This is a genomic window from Plantactinospora sp. DSM 117369 (genome assembly GCF_053764795.1).
Genome location: NZ_CM132446.1, coordinates 7,883,089 through 7,902,232 on the forward strand (window position 1 = coordinate 7,883,089; position 19,144 = coordinate 7,902,232).

Here is a 19,144-nt window from a genome sequence, read left to right on the forward strand (position 1 = left end):
GTACGTGAGCGCCGCGCGGTCCAGGTGGAAAACGGTTCACTCGGCGGCCGGAGCCTGGGACGAGGCGGTGTCGAGCCGGCGTCTCCGCGCGGCCCGGGTCGGGTCCCGCCGGAAACCGCGGGCCACCGAGCGGGCCAGCCGGGCCGCGTCGGCCTCGGCCCGCAGCTCGTCGGCGTGGGTACGGTGCAGGGTGAGCAGGAAGTGCGCGTCGGTGCTGAACATCGCTGAGCTCCATTTCGGTCCGGTTCTCGTCGCTGATGTCCACTCTTCGCCGGAAGGCACCCCGGGCACATTGGTGTGCCGCCTCATGTCTGCCGTGCCGGCCTCCTTAGTTCCGCCCCTTTACGACGCCGCACCCCCGTAAGGTCCTTACCCGGCCGGTCCGGCGCCCGCCCGGTCGAAGGCGATGCCGCCCGACGGTGGGCTCGGGGGCCGCGGGCCCGGCCGGGGATCGGGCGGGCGGCCCCGGCCCACTAGACTCCGTTGCATGGCAAAGGCGCAGGAGAAGGTGTCGTTCGGCCAGCGGCTGAAGCAGATCGGGATGGTGTTCTCGTTCACCGCCAAACGCGACAAGTGGTTCGTGCCGCTCGCCGCCGTCGCGGTGCTGGTCCCGCTCGCGCTCACCGTGGTCGCGGTCCTGGCCTGGGGCTGGCTGTGGCTGCCGATCGGCATCCTGCTCGCGCTGCTCGCCCTGCTGATCGTGCTCAACCTGCGCTCCAACCAGGCGATGATGAACGCGGCCGAGGGGCAGCCGGGGGCGGCGGCCTCGATCCTGGAGAGCATGCGGGGTGACTGGCGGGTCACCCCGGCGGTCAGCTCCACCACCCAGATGGACATGGTGCACCTGGTCGTCGGCAAGCCCGGGGTGATCCTGCTCGGCGAGGGCAACCCGCAGCGGACCCGCAGCCTGCTCGGCCAGGAGAAGCGGCGGCTCGCCAAGGTAATCGGCACCGCCCCGCTCTACGACTACCTGATCGGCCAGGGCGACGACGAACTGTCGATCCGCAAGCTGCGTACGACCCTGTTGCGGCTGCCGCCGAACCTCAAGGGCAAGGACGTGAACGCCCTCGACAAGCGGCTCAAGGCGCTCTCCGCGGCCCGGCCGCAGCTGCCGAAGGGCGCGATCCCGAAGAACATGCGCCCGCCCAAGGGGGCATTCCGGCAGATGCGCGGCCGGTAGTCCGGATCACGACGTGCAGGCCCGGGTGGTCGAGGACGGCACCACCGGCTGAGCCGGGGCGAGTCGGTCGGCGACCTGCCGCAGCATCGCCGCCGCGCTCCGCCGGAACCGGCCCGGGCCGCCGCCCGGGATCGACTCCCGGTCCGGCCGGACCGGTGCGTCCGGCCGGGCGGACATGACGTGCCGCTCGGTCGCACCGAGCGCGAGGTGGTAGCCGACGGGATCCATGGTCACTTCCTTTCGACGGGACCGGTCGAGGCGCGGACGACCAGGTCGGTGGGGAGTAGCACCTGACGGGCGGCGGGGTCCTCGGGCGGGTCCAGCAGCAGCCGGCCGGCGATCGCGCCCTTCTCCACCGCCGGTTGCCGGATCGTGGTGAGCCCGGCGGCGGCAGCCTCCGGGATGTCGTCGAAGCCGGTGACCGAGACGTCCCGGCCGGGTCGGAGGCCCCGGGCGGCGAGCGCGTCGAGCACCCCGAGTGCCAGCAGGTCGGTCACGGCCAGCACCGCCGTGGGCCGGTCCGCGCGATCCAGCGCGTACGCCGCCGCGCCCGCCCCCTCGGCCCGGCTGTTCGCGCCGGCGTTGCAGAGCAGCAGGTCACCCCAGCCGACACCGCCCTCGGCCAGCCCCTCGGCGAAGCCCCGCAGCCGCTCGCGGGTGACGTCGTAGCGGATCTCGGCCGGGTCGGCGACGCTGACCGGACCGGTCCGGCGCTGCGCGACCAGGAAGTCGGAGACCACCGCGACCCGGCGGTGACCCAGCCGGGCGAGGTGACTGCCGACGGTACGGGCGGCGGCGACCTCGTCGATCCCCACGTACATGGTGTCCGGTCCCGCCCCAACCGGGAGTTCGGCGGCGACGGTCGGCAGGCCACGGGACCGGGTCACGTCCAGCGCTCCGTGCCAGGCCGGTACGCAGTAGACGCAGAAGCCGTCGACCGCCGCGTTCCGGACCGCCTGGATGCCGGCCTCCTCCTCCGACTCGGAGAGCGGGACCAGCAGCAGGCCGCTGCCGTGCCGCTCGGCGGCCTCGGCGATGCCCCGGAGGAACTGCACCGCGTACGGGTCGGTGAAGGCGTACGAGAGTGCCGAGGTGAAGAGCACGCCGATCGCCCCGACCCGGCCCCGGCGCAGCGACCGTGCCGTCGGGTCCGGCCCCGGGTAGCCCAACCGGCGGGCCGCCTCGTGGATCTTCTCCCGCAGCGCTGGTGACAACTGGTCCGGCCGGCTGTACGCGTTGGAGACCGTACTGCGGGACACGCCCACGGCGTCGGCCACGGTTTGCAGTGTCGGCTTCACCGGCCCGCCTTCTGTATCGATCCAGTACCCTTCTGGATCGATACAGTACGCCCGTCCAGCGCGACGCGCCAGGGGAGTTCCCGGATGGTTGCCCGACGTACCCGACGAACCCGCGATGCGCCGGAACGAACTCAGCCCGCCGGTTCGGAGCCCGGCTCAACGCCCTCAGCGGGCCGGCTCAACGCCCTCAGCGGGCCGGTTCGGAGCCGGTGGGACGCGTCGGCGGCACCGGCAGCACGATCGAGCCGGCCGCCCGGTCGTGCAGGCCACGCTTGCGGTCGTCCATCATCAGCGCCGGGATGACCAGCCCGAGCAGGGCACCCCGGAGCAGCGCGCGGAGGATGCCGATCCGGCCGCCGTCGGCGTACCCGACACATCTGAGCCGGCACACCCACATGCCCGGGGTCTGCGCGAAGAGGCCGATGAAGAAGCCGTAGACGACGATCAGCGTGAGGACCGGAGCCCAGCCGTCGGCGATCGGGTCGGCGTAGAGGTTGGTGGCGAGCAGGCAGAGGATCCAGTCGATGCTCAGCGCGCCGAACCGGCGCGCCAGGCTCGGCGGCGGGCTGGTCGGGTCGGCCGCCGGGGCGAGCGGAGCGCCGCTGTTCTGCTGTGCTGCCACGGTCAACCAGGGTATCGGCCGGCGGCGACCACGCCCCGCCAGGCTCCGCCGACCGGGACGCCCGTCACTCCGGACGCCGGCCCGCCGACACCTCCGGCGACCGGTACGCCGGCTCGCACAGCCCCACACTGAACCTTTTTCAATCGGAGTTCAAAACGCGGCAAACTCGGCCAACCGGCCAAACCGGAGTATCATCCCGGAGTAGACCCGAGGCGTCCACCTGCGGGGATCACGCTCCGCAGACGACGTAACACGGCAGAAACATCAGAGACATGCTCGGGCAATCGCATGGCCATAGCGTCGCCACCAGCCTAGCCATCAGTGGACGTGCCAGGAGGACGTGTGTTCGCCAACCCCGAGGAACTCCTGCGATACCTCAAAAACGAGGACGTACGGTTCGTCGATGTTCGTTTTTGTGACCTGCCCGGCGTGATGCAGCACTTCAACCTGCCGGTCGAGTCGTTCGACGAATCGGTCTTCACCGACGGTCTCGCCTTCGACGGATCGTCGATCCGCGGCTTCCAGGCGATCCACGAGTCGGACATGCTGCTGCTCCCCGACGTCGCCACCGCCTTCATCGACCCCTTCCGGACGAACAAGACGCTGGCGCTGAACTTCTTCATCCACGACCCGTTCACCCGCGAGGCATACTCCCGGGACCCGCGCAACGTGGCGAAGAAGGCGGAGGCCTACCTGGCGGCCAGCGGTATCGCCGACACCGCGTACTTCGGCCCGGAGGCCGAGTTCTACATCTTCGACTCCGTCCGGCACGAGACCTCGGCACACCAGGCCTTCTACTACATCGACTCGATCGAGGGCGCCTGGAACACCGGTCGCGAGGAGGAGGGCGGCAACCGGGGCTACAAGACGCCGTACAAGGGGGGCTACTTCCCGGTCCCGCCGGTCGACCACTACGCCGACCTGCGCGACCAGATCGTCCAGCGGCTGCTCGGCGCCGGCTTCACCGTCGAGCGCTCGCACCACGAGGTGGGCACCGCCGGCCAGGCTGAGATCAACTACAAGTTCTCCACCCTGCTGCACGCGGGCGACCAGCTCCAGCTCTTCAAGTACATCGTGAAGAACACCGCCTGGGCGAACGGCAAGACCGCGACCTTCATGCCGAAGCCGCTCTTCGGCGACAACGGCTCCGGCATGCACACCCACCAGAGCCTCTGGCTGAACGGTGAGCCGCTGTTCTACGACGAGACCGGCTACGCCGGCCTCTCCGACACCGCCCGCTGGTACATCGGCGGCCTGCTGCACCACGCACCGTCGCTGCTGGCCTTCACCAACCCGACGGTCAACTCGTACCGCCGGCTGGTCCCGGGTTTCGAGGCCCCGGTCAACCTGGTCTACTCGCAGCGGAACCGGTCCGCCTGCACCCGCATCCCGGTCACCGGCAGCAACGCCAAGGCGAAGCGGGTCGAGTTCCGGGTGCCGGACCCGTCGGCCAACGTCTACCTGGCGTTCTCGGCGATGATGATGGCCGGTCTGGACGGCATCAAGAGCAAGATCGAGCCGCCGGAGCCGATCGACAAGGACCTCTACGACCTCCCGCCGGAGGAGTGGGGCTCGGTCAAGCAGGTGCCCGGCTCGCTGCCCGAGGTGCTCGACTCGCTGGAGGCCGACCACGACTTCCTGCTGGAGGGTGGCGTCTTCACCCCCGACCTGATCTCCACCTGGGTCGAGTGGAAGCGCGCGAACGAGGTCGACCCGGTCCGTCTGCGGCCGACCCCGCACGAGTTCGCCATGTACTTCGACGTCTAGGACCAACCGCCACCCCGGGGTCGTGCGACCCGCACGGCCCCGGGCACAGGCGACACCGGCACGTTGGGCGCGCCGTCGACCAACCCCGCCAGGGGCTCGGTCGGCGGCGCGCCGCATTGTCTCCAGGGCCGGGCTCAGATCACCTTGATCGACGCGATCGCCAGCAGCGGCACGGTGGTGTTGCCGTCGATGTGCCATCCTTCAATAGCTTCGTCACCGCTATAGCTCGGTAGCCGATATACTCCCCCGCATGATCACACCTGTTCCGCTGCGGGAGCCGACGTTCCTGATCCTCACCGCCCTCGCCCGGGAGCCGATGCACGGCTACGGCATCGTCACCGAGGTCGCCGCGCTCTCCGACGGTCGGCTTACGCTGCGACCTGGCACTCTCTACGGCGCCCTCGACCGGCTCACCGACGAGGGCCTGGTCGAGCCGGAGCGAGAGGAGATCGTGGGCGGCCGGCTCCGCCGCTACTACCGGCTCACGGACACCGGCGGCACGGTGCTTGCCGCCGAGACCGAACGGTTGCGCCGCAACGTTGAGGCCGCCAGCCAACGCCTGCTAGCCCGTGCCGCCCGGGCGTCGGAGGGCTCAGCCGCCCGTCCGGCGCCGGCGGTCCGCCCCGCCATCCGGCTCGCGGGAGGCCCGGCATGACCGAGCAGCCCGGCACGACCGAGCAGCCCGACGGGACCGGGCAGGGCGGTCCGACCGCCGAGGTGAGTCGGCTGGAGCGGCGCTACCGGCGACTGCTGCACGCGTACCCGAGCCGCTACCGGTCCAGCCGGGGCGACGAACTGGTCGGGACGTACCTCGATCTGGTGGATCAGGATCGGCGCTGGCCCTCCCGGCACGACGCCGTCGACGTGCTGCGTGGCGGGCTGCGGCAACGGCTGCGCGAGCAGGGCGCCCTCGGGCTCGCCGCCAGCGTGCCGATCGCCGCGACGATCGCTGTGGGCACGCTGGCGGCGCTCGCGGCGTTCCTGCTCATCCAGGTCGAGTTCACGAACCTGCCGGCCCACGTGCTGCCTGCGCAGGTCGGCCCGGCACAGACCCTCGGGGTGTTCCTCTGGATCGGCTGGCTGCTGGCCGCGCTCGCCACGACAGTGCTGCCGGGCCGCTGGGCACGCCGGGGCGTTGCCGCTGCCATCCTGCTGACGCTGACCGTGATCCCGGCTTCACCGCTGTCCGGGCTGCCCCGGCCCCCGCTCTACGTGCTCGTCCCGGTGTTGGCGTTCGGCCTGACGGCGCTGGCGCTGCCCGCCCGTCCTGGCTGGGCGGGCCGGATCCCGCCGTTGCTCGGGGCACTGACCGGTACGGCCGCGGCCGCGCTGTTCGAGGTCGTCGAAGGCAGCGGGAACTGGTTCACCAGTTACAACTCCACGGTCGAGGTCCTGGGAACGGCGGGTGTGGGGTTGGTCGGGCTGGCTCTGGCCTTCGGTCTCGTTCGGGCGGTCACCGGTGACAGCACTGCACTGTGGTCGGTCGTACTGCTGGTGACCCCGGCCGGTCTGCTCGGGATCCGACCGATCGCCGACTGGTACTGGGGCGGCGCCTCGACCTGGCGCGAACTTGCCGCCACCACCGCCGTGCTCCCGCTGCTCGGCGCGGGCCTGCTCCTGGCCGTGGTCGCCTGGCACGGCGCACGGTACCGCGCGATCCGGGCACGCGCGGCCGGCAACCCGTGCCCGACCTGCGGGCAGGTATCCGACGCCGCGCGGCGGGCCCGGGCAACGCCCTGATCAGCCCGGCGCGGGAGCGAGTTGGCGAGGGATTCGCCACCACCTCGACCAGCAGGCGTTGAGCTGACACGGACGCGGCGACCCTCGCCTGTACCCGACCGGTTCGCCAGGCCGATCGGGGACTTCAGCGCCCCGGCCTTGCGTGCCGCCGTCGCGGCGACGGCGGCACGCAAGGCCGGGGGCCAGCATGGCGAGGTAGCCCCTCGCCACTGCTGACCCGCCTCATCGCCCGACAGATCGGGGTGCCGGAGCAAGCTGGGCAAGGAGTTCGCGTACCGCCTCGACCAGCAGGTCGACCTCCGCCTCGGTGGTCCGCCAGTTCACGATCGCCGGGCGGAGCGCGACCCGGCCGTCGTAGACGGTGGTGCCGGCGAAGACCCGGCCGTCGTCGAGCAGGGCCGCACCGAGCCGCCGGTTGAGGTCGTCCAGTTCCTCCGGCGGCACGTGCCCGGGGGCGGCCCGGAAGCAGACGATGCAGAGCGGCACCTCGGCCAGCCGCTCCAGGTCGGGCGCCTCGTCCACCAGCCGGGCGAGGCGCTGGGCCAGGTCGAGCTGCCGCTCCACCATGGCCCGGTGGCCCTCCCTCCCGTACGCGGCCAGGGTCGCCCAGACCGGCATCGACCGCGCCCGCCGGGACGACTCCGGCCCGTGCACGGCATAGTCCACCGGCCCGGGCTGCCCGGACCACAGTGGGCTGCCCGGCCCCGGCAGGTACGTCGTGCCGGGCATCCCGAAGGCGACCGGTAACCGGGCCGGCTCGCGGAGGAACGCGAACCCGCTCTCGTACGGCACGTTGAGCCACTTGTGCCCGTCACAGGCGATCGAGTCGGCCCGCTCGATCCCGCGCAGCAGCCCGACGGTCCGGGGCGAGAGCGCGGCGAAGATCCCGAAGGCGGCGTCCACGTGCAACCAGGCGCCGTACCGCTCGGCGAGGTCGGCGAGTACGTCGACCGGGTCGAAGTCGCCCGCGTTCACCTCACCGGCGTTGGCGATCAGCACCGCCGGCCCGTCCAGCTCGGCGAGGCGCCGCTCGATCGCCGGCAGGTCGACCCGGCCCACCCGGTCCCGGGCGTACACCTCGACGGTGTCCCGGCCGTGGCCGAGCATCTGCAACGCCTTGCGGGCGCTGGCGTGCAGGTAGCCGCCGGAGAGCACCGGCATCCGGGGCAGCGTGACCAGCCCGTCCGCCGCCACGTCGACGCCGTGCTGCTCGGCCCACCAGTGCGTGGCGACGGCCAGCGAGGTGAAGTTCGCGAAGGTGGCGCTGGCGACCAGCGCTCCGCCGTACCGGTCGGGCAGCCCGAACAGCTCGCGCAGCCAGCGCAGCGCGACCGCCTCCAGTTCGGCGGCGAGCGGGGAGGAGGCCCGGAAGGCGGCGTTCTGGTCCAGCAGTGCGGCGGTCCAGTCACCGGCGAGCGCGGCCGGGGTGGCACCGCCGACGACGAAGTGGAAGAACCGTGGCCCGGTGGAGTGGATCGCGGCGGCGGTGCCGATCCGGAGCAACCGGTCCAGGGCGGCGGCCGAACCGACGCCCCGCTCCGGCAGCCCGCCGTCGACACCTCCCACCTCGACGAGCTGCCGCAACAGGGTCTCGGTGGCCGGGTCACGGACCGGGCGGTCGGCCAGCGAGTCCAGGTACGGGGCAGCGGCGGCCCAGACCTGTTCCAGCGCCGCCATCGGATCCCGCTCGTGCAGTGGATCAGCCATGCCAACCTCCGGAACCGATCTTGCCAGCAGTGCCACGGGCCAGCCTGCCATCGCCGTACCTGCGGCCGGCACAGCCAATCAGCACCCGGTGGTCGTCCGGAACGCGGTGGAACGGCGTTGTGCGAAACAGCACAGTACAGACCCGGCCCGGTGCCCGGTGCCGGCGAGATCGGGTCGGCTCGGCGAGTCGCGTAACCGACTCAGCTTCGCCGTCCGACCGGTCGTACGATTTCCGTCGCTGTTGGTGCCGCTGTCCCGGAGCTGGACCTCGGGCCGTTCGCCGGAAACGGCCGGCTCACCGTGTGGGCGAACCCCGGTCAGACGTTCCACAACGCCGAGGGCGTGCGGATCAGGCGGGACTGACCCGGCGCGCCGCTCAGGCGGGGCAGCGCGGTCCCATCCCGGTAAGACTGCCGGTGATCCGGTACCGGCCGGGCCCCGTCGCCCGCAGCACGGTCCAGTCGCCGTGCGGGGCGAGGCAGGCGCCAGCGCCGCCCTCGACCCGGAGCCATCTCGACCAGCGCAGCCGGACCAGCGTCTCCCCGGCGGCCGGTACGTCGACCGCCAGCTCCGCCGACGTCGCCCGCACCAGTTCCGCACCCGGGGTGCCCGGCCCCGGCCCGTCGGCACCGTCCGGCAGATCACTCCCGTCCACCGCCGCGCCCGACCCGATCGCCTCCACAATGGACGGCGAGTCGGTGACGGCATACAGCGTCCAGTCCGGGTGCTGCCAGACCGGGGTCAGGTACGACAGCCCGCCCCGGATCAGTTCCGCCTCCCGGCGGCCTACCCAGGACGGCTCCGCCCCGGCCAGCGCGACGTACCGGACGCCGTTGTCCCGCAGCCATGACCCGTACGACTGCGCGTCGACGCTGCCGTCCAGGAAGAGCCGGTTGTGTGCCTGGTCGGCCTGGCGCAGCCAGCCCCGGGCCAGCGGCGCGGCCTCCGGCACGTACGCCGCCTCCCAGTAGTTCGCCGTCGGCACCACCTCGATCCGGCCGGGCGGCCGGCGGGTCAGCTCGGCCAGCAGCGGCTGGAAGTAGCTCCGGGACGCCGTCGGGTCGCCGGCCGCCCGCAGGTCGGCCACGGACACCGGCGGCTCCACCACCGCGACCAGCGCCACGCTCGCGACCAGCGCGAATCCGGCCGCCCGCCGGGACCAGCCCCGGACGAGTCCGGCCGGCAGCGTCCCGTAGCCCACCAGCACCGGCAGCGCGAACATCGCGGCCAGCCGGGTGGCGTTCAACCCGACCGGTGTCCGGATGGCGAACGCCGCCAGCACTCCGAGGGTGGCCAGCACGGCACCGGTCCGCAGTGCACGGCGGCTCGGCACCAGCAGCGCGACCAGCGCACTCGCCAGTGCCGCCGTAAGGGTGTCGGTGAGGCTGATGTTCATCCAGCCGCCCGCCCCGAAGGCCAGCCCCAGCCCGGCCACCGGCACCCCGGACCCGACCGCCAGCACCGCCCCGTCGGCCACTCCCGACGGCCAGCGACGCCGGCCCCGATCCGTGCCCTCCTCGCTCCGCACGCCACCGGCCGACCGCCCGGGGAGCACGGCCGACAGCGCCGGAGGTAGGGCCGATCGCGCCGGGAGAGAGGCAGCCAGGGCCAGCGCGACCCCGGCGAGCCCGACGAAGAGTCCGGCCACCGGGCTCGCCGCGCCGGCCAGCGCTGCCGCGCTCCCGGCCGCCAGCCACCGCAGTCCCGGCCGGACCGGACTGGTCAGGGCCAGCAGGGCGAGCAGCCCGAAGGCCACTCCGATCGCGTAGGTGATCCGGCCGGAGACCAGGTTGCCGGCGACGCAGGCGGCGCCGACCAGCCCGCCGAGCAGCGGCCGGCGGGCACCGGTCCGCACCATCAACAGCGCCAGCGCCGCCGCCGAGCCGAGCAGCGCGAGCGCACCGGCCAGCCGGGGGCCGAGCGCGTCGGCGCCGAGCCAGTGCATCAGCGGCGGCGTGAACAGGCTGTAGCCGTACGGGGAGATGCCCGCGTACCAGCCGAGGTCGAGCGGGGCGGATCCGTGCCGGCCGAAGAAGTTGGCCCGGGCGACCTGCGCGGACAGGTCGGTGCCGAGCGGCGGGGCGAGCAGGAAGGCGACTGCCAGCACGCCGGCCAGGCCGACCGCGCCGCACAGCACCCGGGTGAGCCGGCGCCGGTCAGGCATTGAGCACGCGTTCCGCCGCCGCCCGGGACCGGCGCGCCGTCCGCAGGTACTGGTCCAGGAACTCGCCCGGGTCGTGGCCGCCGAGCAGGCGTACCACGCCGGCCAGCTCCACTCCGTGCCGGGGTAACTGGTCGCCGGCCCGGCCGCGTACCAGCATCAGCGCGTTGCGGACCTGGGCGGCCATGCTCCACCCGGTGGCCATCGCGGCGGCATCGGCACCGTCGATCAGCCCGGCCTCCCGGGCGGCGGCCAGCGCGTCGAGGGTACGCGTGCAGCGCAGTTCGGGGAGCCGGCCGGCGTGCCGGAGCTGGCTGAGCTGCACCGCCCACTCCACGTCGGCCAGCCCGCCCCGGCCCAGTTTGGTGTGCGTGGCCGGATCGGCGTTCCGGGGCAGCCGTTCGGTCTCCACCCGGGCCTTGATCCGGCGGATCTCCACCACCTGTTCCCGGCTCAGTCCCTGCTCCGGATAGCGCACCGGATCGGCGACCGCCTCGAACTCGCGGCCGAGGTCGGCGTCGCCGCAGACGTACCGGGCCCGCAGCAGCGCCTGCGCCTCCCAGACCTTCGACCAGCGGGCGTAGTACTGCGCGTACGCGCCGAGGCTGCGGACCAGCGGTCCCTGCCGCCCCTCCGGGCGCAGGTCGGCGTCGACCCCGAGCGGCGGGTCGGCGGCCGGCATGCCGAGCAGCCGGCGCAGCTCCTCGGCGATCGCCCGGGCCGCCGCACTGGCCGCGTCCTCGGCCACCCCGGGCGGCGGGTCGTAGACGAAGAGCACGTCGGCGTCGGAGAGGTAGTTCATCTCGTACCCGCCGAGCCGGCCCACGCCGATCACCGCGAACCGCAGTCCGGGCATCGCCGGCTGGGTCGCCTGGGCCACCCGCAGCGCCGCCCCCAGGGTGGCGTCGGTGACGGCGGAGAGCGCCGCTCCGACGGTGAGCACGTCGGAGTCGCCGACGACCCCGGCCGGGGCCGGTTCCGGGCCGACGGTCCCGGCCACCCCGGTCGGACCGACCGGGGCCAGCGACCCCGCCCGGTACAGCACGTCGGCGCAGGCGATCCGGATCAGTTCCCGGCCGCGCAGCGCCCGGACGGACCGGATGGCCTCGGTCGGGTCGGCCGGTCGCGGTCCCCGGACGACGAGGTAACGGTCGGCGGCGGCGGCGAAACCGTCCCGGAGCACCTCGGTGTCCCGGGGGGTCAGCTCGGCGTCGTCGGCAAGCAGCCGGAGCGCCTCCGGATCCCGGGCCAGCAGGTCGGCGACGTAGCGGGAGACCGCCAGGGTACGGGCCAGCCGGCGGGCCACCGGCCCCTCGTCGCGGAGCAGCCGCAGATACCACGGGGTGCCGCCGAGCTTGTCGGAGACCTGCCGGTAGTTGAGCAACCCCCGGTCCGGCTCGGGCGCGTCGGCGAACTCCTGGAGCAGCACCGGCAGCAGGGTGCGCTGGATCGCCGACGTCCGGGTCACCCCGCCGGTCAGCGCCTCCAGGTGCCGCAGCGCCCGGGTCGGGTCGGCGAAGCCGAGGATCTCCAGCCGGTTCCGGGCCGCCTCCGGGGTGAGCCGCAGCCCGTCGGCGGGCACCCGGGCGACCGCCTCCAGCAGCGGCCGGTAGAGCAGTTTGGCGTGCAGCCGACGTACCTCGGTGGCGTGGCCGACCCAGTCGGCCCGGAACGCCTCGACGGCGTCCCGGCCGGGCAGCGCGGTGTAGCCGAGCGCGTGGGCCAGCCAGCGCAGCGCCGGACGGTCCGCCGGCACCGTGTGGGTACGCCGCAGTCCCTGCAACTGGAGCCGGTGCTCGACCCCCCGGAGGAACCGGTACCCGCGCAGCAGCGCCTCGCCGTCGGCCCGCCCGACGTAGCCGCCGGCGACCAGGGCCCGCAGCGCCGGGATGGTGCCCGGGGCCCGCAGCGACTCGTCGATCCGGCCGTGCACGAGCTGGAGGAGCTGTACCGCGAACTCGATGTCCCGCAGCCCGCCCGGCCCGCGCTTGATCTCCCGCTCCAGCTCGCGCGGCGGGATGTTGTCAATGATCTTGCGACGCATCGCCCGGACGTCCTCGACCGCCTCCGGCCGTTCGGCCGCCCGCCAGACCAGCGGGGCGAGCGCGTCGATCCACTCCTGGGCCAGCGCGGCGTCCCCGGCGGCCGGGCGGGCCTTGAGTAGCGCCTGGAACTCCCAGGTCCGGGCCCAGCGTCGGTAGTAGGCGAGGTGGCTGGCGAGGGTACGCACCAGCGGCCCCCGATTGCCCTCCGGCCGCAGCGCCGCGTCCACCGGCCAGGCCACCAGTCCGCAGATCTGGATCAGGCGGGTCGCCACCCGGGTGGCGGCCGGCAGATCCTCGTCGGCGGCGGCCACGAAGATGACGTCGACGTCGGAGACGTAGTTCAGCTCGTTGCCGCCGCACTTGCCCATCGCCACCACCGCCAGCCGGGGCACCGGAGTCCCCTCCGGCAGTTCACCGACCGCGATACCGTACGCGTCGGCCAGGGTGGCGTCGGCCAGCGCCGACAGCGCCGCCATGGTCTGCTCCAGGCCGCGCCCGCCGGTCAGGTCGGCCGCCGCGATCCGCAGCAGGGCCAGCCGGTACGCCTGGCGCAGCGCCGCCACCACCGGCAGCGCCCCGGATCCGCCGTCCGGTCCGGATCCGTCACCCGCCCCGGTGGAGTCCGGGTGCAGCAGCCCCTCGGCGTTCGGCGGCAGCCCGTCGGCTCCGGTACGCAGTGCCCGCCACTGCTCGGGGTTGGCCACCAGGTGGTCGCCGAGCGCGGACGAGGCACCCAGGATGGCAACCACCCGCCGGCACAGCCCCGGGTCGGCGTGCAGGGCGGCGAGCAGGGTCTCGCCGCCGTCCTCCGTCGCCGGGGCGACACCCGCCGCTGCCGTCGAGCCGGCCGGGGCGGCTGACGAGCCGGCCGGGGCGGCACCCGCCGCCGAGCCGGCCGGGGCGGCAGAACGGCGTTCCGCCTCGACGATCCGGTGCAGCTGGCGCAGCGCGAGGTCCGGGTCGGCGGCCCGGGAGAGCGCGGTGAGCAGTTCGCCGGCGGGCTCGTCGACCGGCTCCTGGGTGTCGGTGTCCCACAGCCCGAGCCCGTCCGGCCCGAGCAGGTCGGCGGCCCGGCCGACCCCGACGCCGCCGGCCCGTTCCCCGTCGCCCACGCCAAAGCCGTACCGGGCGAGCCGGCCGGCCGCGCTGGTCGGTCTGCTCATCGACAGCGGCCCCCGGTCTCCCTCATCGGCGGCAGCTCCCGGTCCCTGTCATCGGCGGCAGCCCCCGGTCTCCGTCATCGGCGGCGGCTCCTACTGCCCGAGCAGCGGCAGCGTCGGCCGGGGCGGGACGCCGTCGAGCCGCCCCTGGGCCAGGGCCGCGAACCGGGCCGCGAACGGCTGCCACACCTCTTCCACGTCGGCCAGCACCTCGGCGCAGGCGGCCACCACCAGCTCGGGGTCGTAGTCCAGCGCGGCCAGCGTCGCCGAGTCGGTCGCCCAGTCGGCGATCATCGCGGCGTCGCACTCGATGTGGAACTGGAGCCCCCAGGCCCGGTCACCGAGCCGGAACGCCTGGTGCGGATAGCGGGTCGAGGCGGCCAGCAGGGTCGCGCCCTGCGGCAGCTCGGTGATCTCGTCGACGTGCCACTGGAGCACGTCCGGGATCATCGGCACGTACCGGAACAGCGGGTCGCGCTCGGCGGCGTCCCGCTTGCCGACGACGCTCGGCCCGACCTCCGGCCCGGCGGCGCTCCGCTGCACCGTCCCGGCGTGCGCGGTGGCCAGCAGTTGGGCGCCGAGGCAGATCGCCAGGGTCGGCACCCGGTGCCGGACCGCCTTGCGGAGCAGCCCCTCCAGGGCCGCGAACCAGGGCGCCCCGGGCGTGCCATCGGGTGCCGGGTACGGATGCTGGGGGCCGCCGAGCACGACGAGCGCGGCGTACCCGGTCAGGTCGTCGGGCAGCGCGTCCCCGGCGTACGGCCGCAGCACCGCCAGGTCGAGGCCGGCCTCGGTGAGCCACTCCCCCAGCCGGCGGGCGTCGTCCGTCGGGTCGTTCTCGATCACCAGTGCGGTCGCGGCGCCGCCCGCGCTGCCGGTGTCGCTCTCGGTTCCGGTCTCGGTTGCCACGGTGTCGAGGCTATCCGGTGCGCCGGACGCCCACCGATAGGCTCGGGGCCGAACGGAGTGAGGAGGCGGGGTGCCCGACGATCAGACGGTACGACCACCGGCGCTGCGGCCCGGCGACACGGTGCTGCTGGTGTCGCCGTCCGGCCCGACCCGGCCGGAACGGGTCGCCCGTGGGGTGGAACTGCTCACCAGTTGGGGCCTTCGTCCCGTCCTCGCCCCGAACGCGTACGCCCGGCGCGGTTACCTGGCCGGCGACGACACGCTGCGCGCCGCCGACCTCAACGCGGCCTTCGCCGACCCGGCGGTGCGCGGCGTGCTCTGCACCCGGGGCGGCTACGGCGCGCAGCGGGTGGTCGACGCGATCGACATGTCGGTGGTACGCCGCGACCCGAAGGTGGTGGCCGGGTTCTCCGACATCACCGCGCTGCAACTCGCGCTCTGGCGGGGCGCCCGGCTGGCCACCGTGCACGGCCCGGGAGCGGCCTGGCTCGACGAGCGCACCCCGCCGGTCTCGGCCGAGTCGCTACGGGCCGCGCTGATGTGCCGCGAGCCGGTGGTGGTGCACCGGCTGCCGACCGAGGAGACCGCGAGTGTGCTGGTCCCCGGGGTGGCCACCGGTCCGCTGCTGGGCGGCAACCTCTGCCTGCTCACGCACTCCCTGGGTACCCCGGACATGCCGGATCTGACCGGCGCGATCCTGCTGGTGGAGGATGTCGGGGAACCGCCGTACAAGGTCGACCGGATGCTCACCCACCTGCGCCGGTCCGGGGTGTTGGCCGGGGTGGCCGGGGTGGCGGTCGGCCAGTTCACCGACTGCGCGGACGGCTGGGCGGTCGGGGTGGCGGAGGTGCTGGCCGAGCGGCTCGGCGACCTGGGCGTGCCGGTGCTCGGCGGGCTGCCGATCGGGCACGGAGTCGGGCAGCTCACCGTGCCGGTCGGCGTACCGGCGACGCTGGACGCGGACGCCGGCACCCTGACCGTGACGCCGGCCGTACGCTGATCCACGCCTCCGACCGCTCCCGACTCCACCGCTGACGCCCGCCCGCCCGGACTCCGCTGCTTACCCGCGCGGCTCGTCGTCCTCCGGCCACGTCGGGCCGCCGGGCTACTCCACCGGCTCGGGCTCGGGCGCCTCGTCGGCTGACGCCAGCGCCCGTTCGAACCTGACGCGTAGCGCCGGCCAGCCGGCGAGGAGCCCGTCGGTCTCCAGCGGAGTCAGCGCGGTCCTCATCTCGCGCGTCATCCCCGCCTCGACAAGTCGCACGAGCACCTCGGCCCCGAGTTTCTCGTCGCCGGTGCCGTACGTCCGCAATGCCTTCGCGAGCAGCCCACCGAGTCGCCGGTCGACTCCCCTGGATCCGGCCAGCAGCGTAAGCCCGCACCGCAGCAGCCGATCGCGGTGTTCGCGATGCACGCCCCTGCCCACCATCTCCTCCAGCACGTCCACGGCCAGGTGCAGTGGTAGTTCGACCTCGCCGGCCAGCCGGTCGAGCAGAAGCCCGAAGACCCAGCCCCGATGCTGCCCGTCGATCGCGTCCAACAGTCTGGCGAGCCGGAGGTAGGAGTCCCGGCGCTCCGTCGCCTCGCCGACCGCGACCGGTGCGGCGAGGAAGGTCAGCAGCTCGTACACCAGCGAGGTGGCCGTCGAGGCGGATCCCACCAGGAAGCCGTTGATCCCGTGGCCCAGCGACGACGACGGCTCGAGCGCGTGCACCAACACGTCGTCGTCGATCCCGCACCGGAAGTACGCCCGCCGCGCCACCAGCTCCCAGGACTGTCCGCCCCGGTTGAACATCGCCAAGGCCACGTCCCCGGGCAGCACCATGTCGTACGTCCAGAGTGGATCGATCGGCGGTACGCCCGCCTCGGCCGGATCGGCCACCAGGTGCAGCGAGATGTCCCGGCTGCCGTCCTCGGCCCGGACCCGGTCGAGCGCCAACGCGTCCACCAGACTGCTCCAGTCCTCGGAGCCGAGCTGGGACTGCCACAGCAGGGTCTCCCGATGCCAGACCGGCACCACGTTCCGGTCCGGGTACAGGCGGCTGACCCGCAGCGTGCCGGCAGCGCAGACCGTCAGCAGCAACAGGTTGGCGCTGTACGCGGCATGCCGCGCCGGCACCGGCAACCCGCGCGGCTGGTACGAGTCGAACCGTCTGGCCAGCCGGGTGTGGTGTGCGGCCCGGAACAGCCCGACCAGCAGCTCCGCCAGGGCCTTCCGGCGCGCGACGGGGGCGGTCGACATGAGGCCACGCAGGAAGCCGAGAATCGGCGCCCGCCCGCTCAGCGCCGCGTAGGAGAGCAGCGCGTGCAGCAGGTCGTCGTCGGCCGGACCGCCCCGCAGCGACATCATCGTGACGGCCTCCCGGGCCACGATGTCGTTCAACACCTGCCAGGTGAACCGGGCGACCAGGAATTCGCCGAAGGTGGCGTGCAGGAACTCGTACGTCTCCAGTTGCTCGTCGTCGCGGAGCGCACGTGACCGGTGCACGAAGAAGAACCGGCCGAGTACGATCTCGGCGTGCCGCAGCGGGGCCCGCAGCCCGGCGTCGATGCGGGGCGCGGGGACCGGCCCGAAGAGCGCCAGCAGGTCGTTCTCCAGTTCGGCTTCGCTGATCCACTGCGCGTTCCGGTTGAACATCGCGAAGGCGACCACCGACAGCCGGCGCAACTCCGCTTCGACGGCATGCTCCACCTCGTGCTCGGGCAGCCCCGGACGGTGCTTCACCACCTCACGGCGGGCGAACCGGTGCAACAGCCGCCCGTAGAGGTCGTCCTGCCGCAACACGCCCGCCGAGCGCAGGGCGTTGTCGTCCGCGTCGTAGAGCGCGAGCATCAGCAGCAGCAACGGTTGCTCGGCCAGTTCACGGTGGGCGAGCACGGTCGACAGGTCCAACGGGGCGACGCCCCGGACGGCGAACTCCTGCGCGTTGACCTCGTTCCAGTTGGCCAGCCAGACGGCCACCCGCGACTCGTCGAACGGCTCCAGCCGGAGCGCGATGGTCCCCTCTGGCGCGCGGGCCCGATCGGCGACGCTGGTCCGGCTCGTCACCAGGACCACCAGCGGCCGATCCTGGTCGGCCTCCCGCCGCTGGAATGCCGCGACCTTGACCAGGTAGTCGGTCTGGCTGACCCCGGTCGCCTGGAGCAACTCGTCGAAGCCGTCGAGCAGGACCACCGGCAGGGCGTCGCCGGCCGACCGGACCAGCGCCGGCCAGTCCAGCCGCTCGCCGGTGGCCTTGCGGACCGCGTACTCGATCTGGTCCTGTAGGTCGGCGGTGGCCGGCATGTCACGGACCACCAGCCGGACCGGCAGGAAGTCGGCGGCCGGCAGCCGGGCGGCGAGTACCCGGGTGAGGACGGACTTCCCGGAGCCGGGCTGGCCGAGCACCAGCAACGGCGCCTCGACCGCCCGGGGATTGGTGAGATAACCGGTGAGGAACTCGGACAGGTCGTCCCGCACGGGCTGCTCGGCCCACCAGGACTCCTCGCTGGGCCGGGCCGCCGGACCGAGTTCGGCGATCCGGTACAGCGGGGGCACGTAACCCGCGCCGAGGGTCGGTACCCGGATTCCGGCCGGCACGTCGCCGGACTCGACGACCGGGCGGGCCAGCTCGGCCGTGTACGCCCGGGTCAGCCCAGAGCGCCGCTCGGACGGCAGCCGCCCGGCGGTGGCCTCCGCGAGCAGCCGTTCCAGGTCGGCCAACGCGGCAGCCACCTCCCGCACCTCGGCCCGGGTGCCGTCGTGCTCGCGCAGTACGGCCCAGAACGCCACCTCCGGAAACTCGGCGGCGAGCCGGCCGAACAGTTCCTGGTGCCGTTCCTGCGCCCGACCGGGCAGCGCGCGCAGGACCTCCTCGAACGCCGCCTGCTTGGACCAGGTGAGCCGATCCCACACGGCAACCCCGGCGACGAACCTCCGCATCCCGTCCGCGGTCGTGGCGTAGTACTCCCCGAGCGCCGCCTGGAACAGCTCGTACGGCTGGTGTGGCCCGGGCACCGGCACCCCCTCCGCGAAGAGGCTGCCCAGCAGGGACTCGTCCGTCCGGCCCGCCCCGACGATCGCCTTCTCCTCCCACTCCGTCAGTTCGAGGTCGTGGAACCGGAACGGCAGTTCCGACTCCGCGAACGCCTCGAAGAAGGCGGTGACCACGAGTACCCGGTGCGCTGCCGCGAGCCGCTCGGTCCGGCCGTACCGGGACAACCCGGACCGCGCCTCGGAGAGCTTGCCGACGAGTTCGTGGCTGAGCCGGATGAACTCGGCCTTGGCGTCGAAGAGCGCGAGCACGGCCGGCGCCGCCACCGCCGCGCCGAGCAGCGCTCCCCCGGTGACCTTGTCCAGCGCGGTCACCACCGGGCTACGTGCTCCGCCGAGCAGCCGGGCGGCGTCGGCGTAACTCAGCATCCGGGGCATGCGGCGACTCCTGTCCGTCGGGACGTGCGGTACAAGCTTGGCGGTACCGGACAACCGGCGGTAGTGGGCAGTGACCGTCGGAAGCGGGCGCGAAGCGGCACGTGCCGGGGCGTGGCTCTCAGTCGACTGTCAGCCAGGCCGGCG

Annotated in this window: 14 protein-coding genes; 5 read left to right on the forward strand and 9 right to left on the reverse strand. The window is 73.5% G+C overall.

Translation table 11 applies throughout. The features are described from left to right. Positions 1 to 36: 36 nt before the first annotated feature. The gene (locus ACSMXO_RS33530) at positions 37 to 222 is read right to left on the reverse strand and encodes a hypothetical protein (RefSeq protein WP_455415145.1); all 186 of its coding nucleotides are present in this window, start codon (positions 220 to 222) and stop codon (positions 37 to 39) included. 265 nt (positions 223 to 487) lie between these two features. Between ACSMXO_RS33530 and ACSMXO_RS33535 the strand changes: the two genes are divergently transcribed. Beyond that, positions 488 to 1,180: a DUF4191 domain-containing protein gene (locus ACSMXO_RS33535; protein ID WP_346257966.1), complete on the forward strand. Its 693-nt coding sequence runs from the start codon at positions 488 to 490 to the stop codon at positions 1,178 to 1,180. 6 nt (positions 1,181 to 1,186) lie between these two features. Here ACSMXO_RS33535 and ACSMXO_RS33540 read toward each other — a convergent pair whose 3' ends face one another. From ACSMXO_RS33540 to ACSMXO_RS33550, 3 genes are all read right to left on the reverse strand, one after another. Continuing rightward, positions 1,187 to 1,408 (reverse strand): hypothetical protein, encoded by a 222-nt coding sequence (locus tag ACSMXO_RS33540; protein WP_455415146.1) that lies wholly within the window; start codon positions 1,406 to 1,408, stop codon positions 1,187 to 1,189. A 2-nt stretch (positions 1,409 to 1,410) separates the two neighbouring features. Then, positions 1,411 to 2,457: a LacI family DNA-binding transcriptional regulator gene (locus ACSMXO_RS33545; RefSeq protein WP_455415147.1), complete on the reverse strand. Its 1,047-nt coding sequence runs from the start codon at positions 2,455 to 2,457 to the stop codon at positions 1,411 to 1,413. Between the two features lie 208 nt (positions 2,458 to 2,665). Next, on the reverse strand, positions 2,666 to 3,106 hold the full coding sequence (locus ACSMXO_RS33550) for an RDD family protein (RefSeq protein ID WP_455415148.1): 441 nt from the start codon (positions 3,104 to 3,106) through the stop codon (positions 2,666 to 2,668). Positions 3,107 to 3,442: 336 nt separating this feature from the next. Between ACSMXO_RS33550 and glnA the strand changes: the two genes are divergently transcribed. The 3 genes from glnA (at position 3,443) to ACSMXO_RS33565 (ending at position 6,607) form a co-directional block, all read left to right on the forward strand. Beyond that, a complete protein-coding gene (gene glnA / locus ACSMXO_RS33555) occupies positions 3,443 to 4,867 on the forward strand; it encodes a type I glutamate--ammonia ligase (RefSeq protein ID WP_346257969.1) in 1,425 nt (474 codons plus the stop codon). A 250-nt stretch (positions 4,868 to 5,117) separates the two neighbouring features. After that, the gene (locus ACSMXO_RS33560) at positions 5,118 to 5,522 is read left to right on the forward strand and encodes a PadR family transcriptional regulator (RefSeq protein WP_455415149.1); all 405 of its coding nucleotides are present in this window, start codon (positions 5,118 to 5,120) and stop codon (positions 5,520 to 5,522) included. Next, positions 5,519 to 6,607 (forward strand): GlsB/YeaQ/YmgE family stress response membrane protein, encoded by a 1,089-nt coding sequence (locus ACSMXO_RS33565; RefSeq protein ID WP_346257971.1) that lies wholly within the window; start codon positions 5,519 to 5,521, stop codon positions 6,605 to 6,607. Before ACSMXO_RS33560 ends, ACSMXO_RS33565 begins: the two co-directional genes overlap by 4 nt. A 222-nt stretch (positions 6,608 to 6,829) precedes the next feature. Here ACSMXO_RS33565 and ACSMXO_RS33570 read toward each other — a convergent pair whose 3' ends face one another. From ACSMXO_RS33570 to ACSMXO_RS33585, 4 genes are all read right to left on the reverse strand, one after another. Further along, a complete protein-coding gene (locus ACSMXO_RS33570; protein WP_455415150.1) occupies positions 6,830 to 8,314 on the reverse strand; it encodes a pyridoxal phosphate-dependent decarboxylase family protein in 1,485 nt (494 codons plus the stop codon). A 376-nt stretch (positions 8,315 to 8,690) separates the two neighbouring features. After that, the gene (locus ACSMXO_RS33575; protein WP_455415151.1) at positions 8,691 to 10,478 is read right to left on the reverse strand and encodes a hypothetical protein; all 1,788 of its coding nucleotides are present in this window, start codon (positions 10,476 to 10,478) and stop codon (positions 8,691 to 8,693) included. Continuing rightward, positions 10,471 to 13,683, reverse strand: a complete 3,213-nt coding sequence (locus ACSMXO_RS33580; protein ID WP_455415152.1) for a bifunctional [glutamine synthetase] adenylyltransferase/[glutamine synthetase]-adenylyl-L-tyrosine phosphorylase — start codon at positions 13,681 to 13,683, stop codon at positions 10,471 to 10,473. The genes ACSMXO_RS33575 and ACSMXO_RS33580 overlap by 8 nt, the downstream gene beginning before the upstream one ends. 90 nt (positions 13,684 to 13,773) lie before the next feature. Then, positions 13,774 to 14,589, reverse strand: a complete 816-nt coding sequence (locus ACSMXO_RS33585) for a type 1 glutamine amidotransferase (protein WP_455415153.1) — start codon at positions 14,587 to 14,589, stop codon at positions 13,774 to 13,776. Positions 14,590 to 14,659: 70 nt separating this feature from the next. On the opposite strand from ACSMXO_RS33585, the gene ACSMXO_RS33590 reads away from it, so the two are divergent. Further along, on the forward strand, positions 14,660 to 15,589 hold the full coding sequence (locus ACSMXO_RS33590; RefSeq protein WP_455415154.1) for a S66 peptidase family protein: 930 nt from the start codon (positions 14,660 to 14,662) through the stop codon (positions 15,587 to 15,589). A 105-nt stretch (positions 15,590 to 15,694) separates the two neighbouring features. Here the strand turns inward: ACSMXO_RS33590 and ACSMXO_RS33595 are convergent, their stop codons facing one another. After that, positions 15,695 to 19,000 (reverse strand): NACHT domain-containing protein, encoded by a 3,306-nt coding sequence (locus ACSMXO_RS33595; protein ID WP_455415155.1) that lies wholly within the window; start codon positions 18,998 to 19,000, stop codon positions 15,695 to 15,697. Between the last annotated feature and the right edge of the window lie 144 nt (positions 19,001 to 19,144).

Bases quoted from the DNA above. Each gene is read 5' to 3' on its own strand.
- ACSMXO_RS33565 (WP_346257971.1), top strand. From the start codon at position 5,519: ATGACCGAGCAGCCCGGCACGACCGAGCAGCCCGACGGGACCGGGCAG.
- ACSMXO_RS33560 (WP_455415149.1), top strand. From the start codon at position 5,118: ATGATCACACCTGTTCCGCTGCGGGAGCCGACGTTCCTGATCCTCACC.
- ACSMXO_RS33575 (WP_455415151.1), bottom strand. From the start codon at position 10,478: ATGCCTGACCGGCGCCGGCTCACCCGGGTGCTGTGCGGCGCGGTCGGC.
- ACSMXO_RS33540 (WP_455415146.1), bottom strand. From the start codon at position 1,408: ATGGATCCCGTCGGCTACCACCTCGCGCTCGGTGCGACCGAGCGGCAC.
- ACSMXO_RS33535 (WP_346257966.1), top strand. From the start codon at position 488: ATGGCAAAGGCGCAGGAGAAGGTGTCGTTCGGCCAGCGGCTGAAGCAG.
- ACSMXO_RS33595 (WP_455415155.1), bottom strand. From the start codon at position 19,000: ATGCCCCGGATGCTGAGTTACGCCGACGCCGCCCGGCTGCTCGGCGGA.
- ACSMXO_RS33580 (WP_455415152.1), bottom strand. From the start codon at position 13,683: ATGAGCAGACCGACCAGCGCGGCCGGCCGGCTCGCCCGGTACGGCTTT.
- ACSMXO_RS33570 (WP_455415150.1), bottom strand. From the start codon at position 8,314: ATGGCTGATCCACTGCACGAGCGGGATCCGATGGCGGCGCTGGAACAG.
- ACSMXO_RS33530 (WP_455415145.1), bottom strand. From the start codon at position 222: ATGTTCAGCACCGACGCGCACTTCCTGCTCACCCTGCACCGTACCCAC.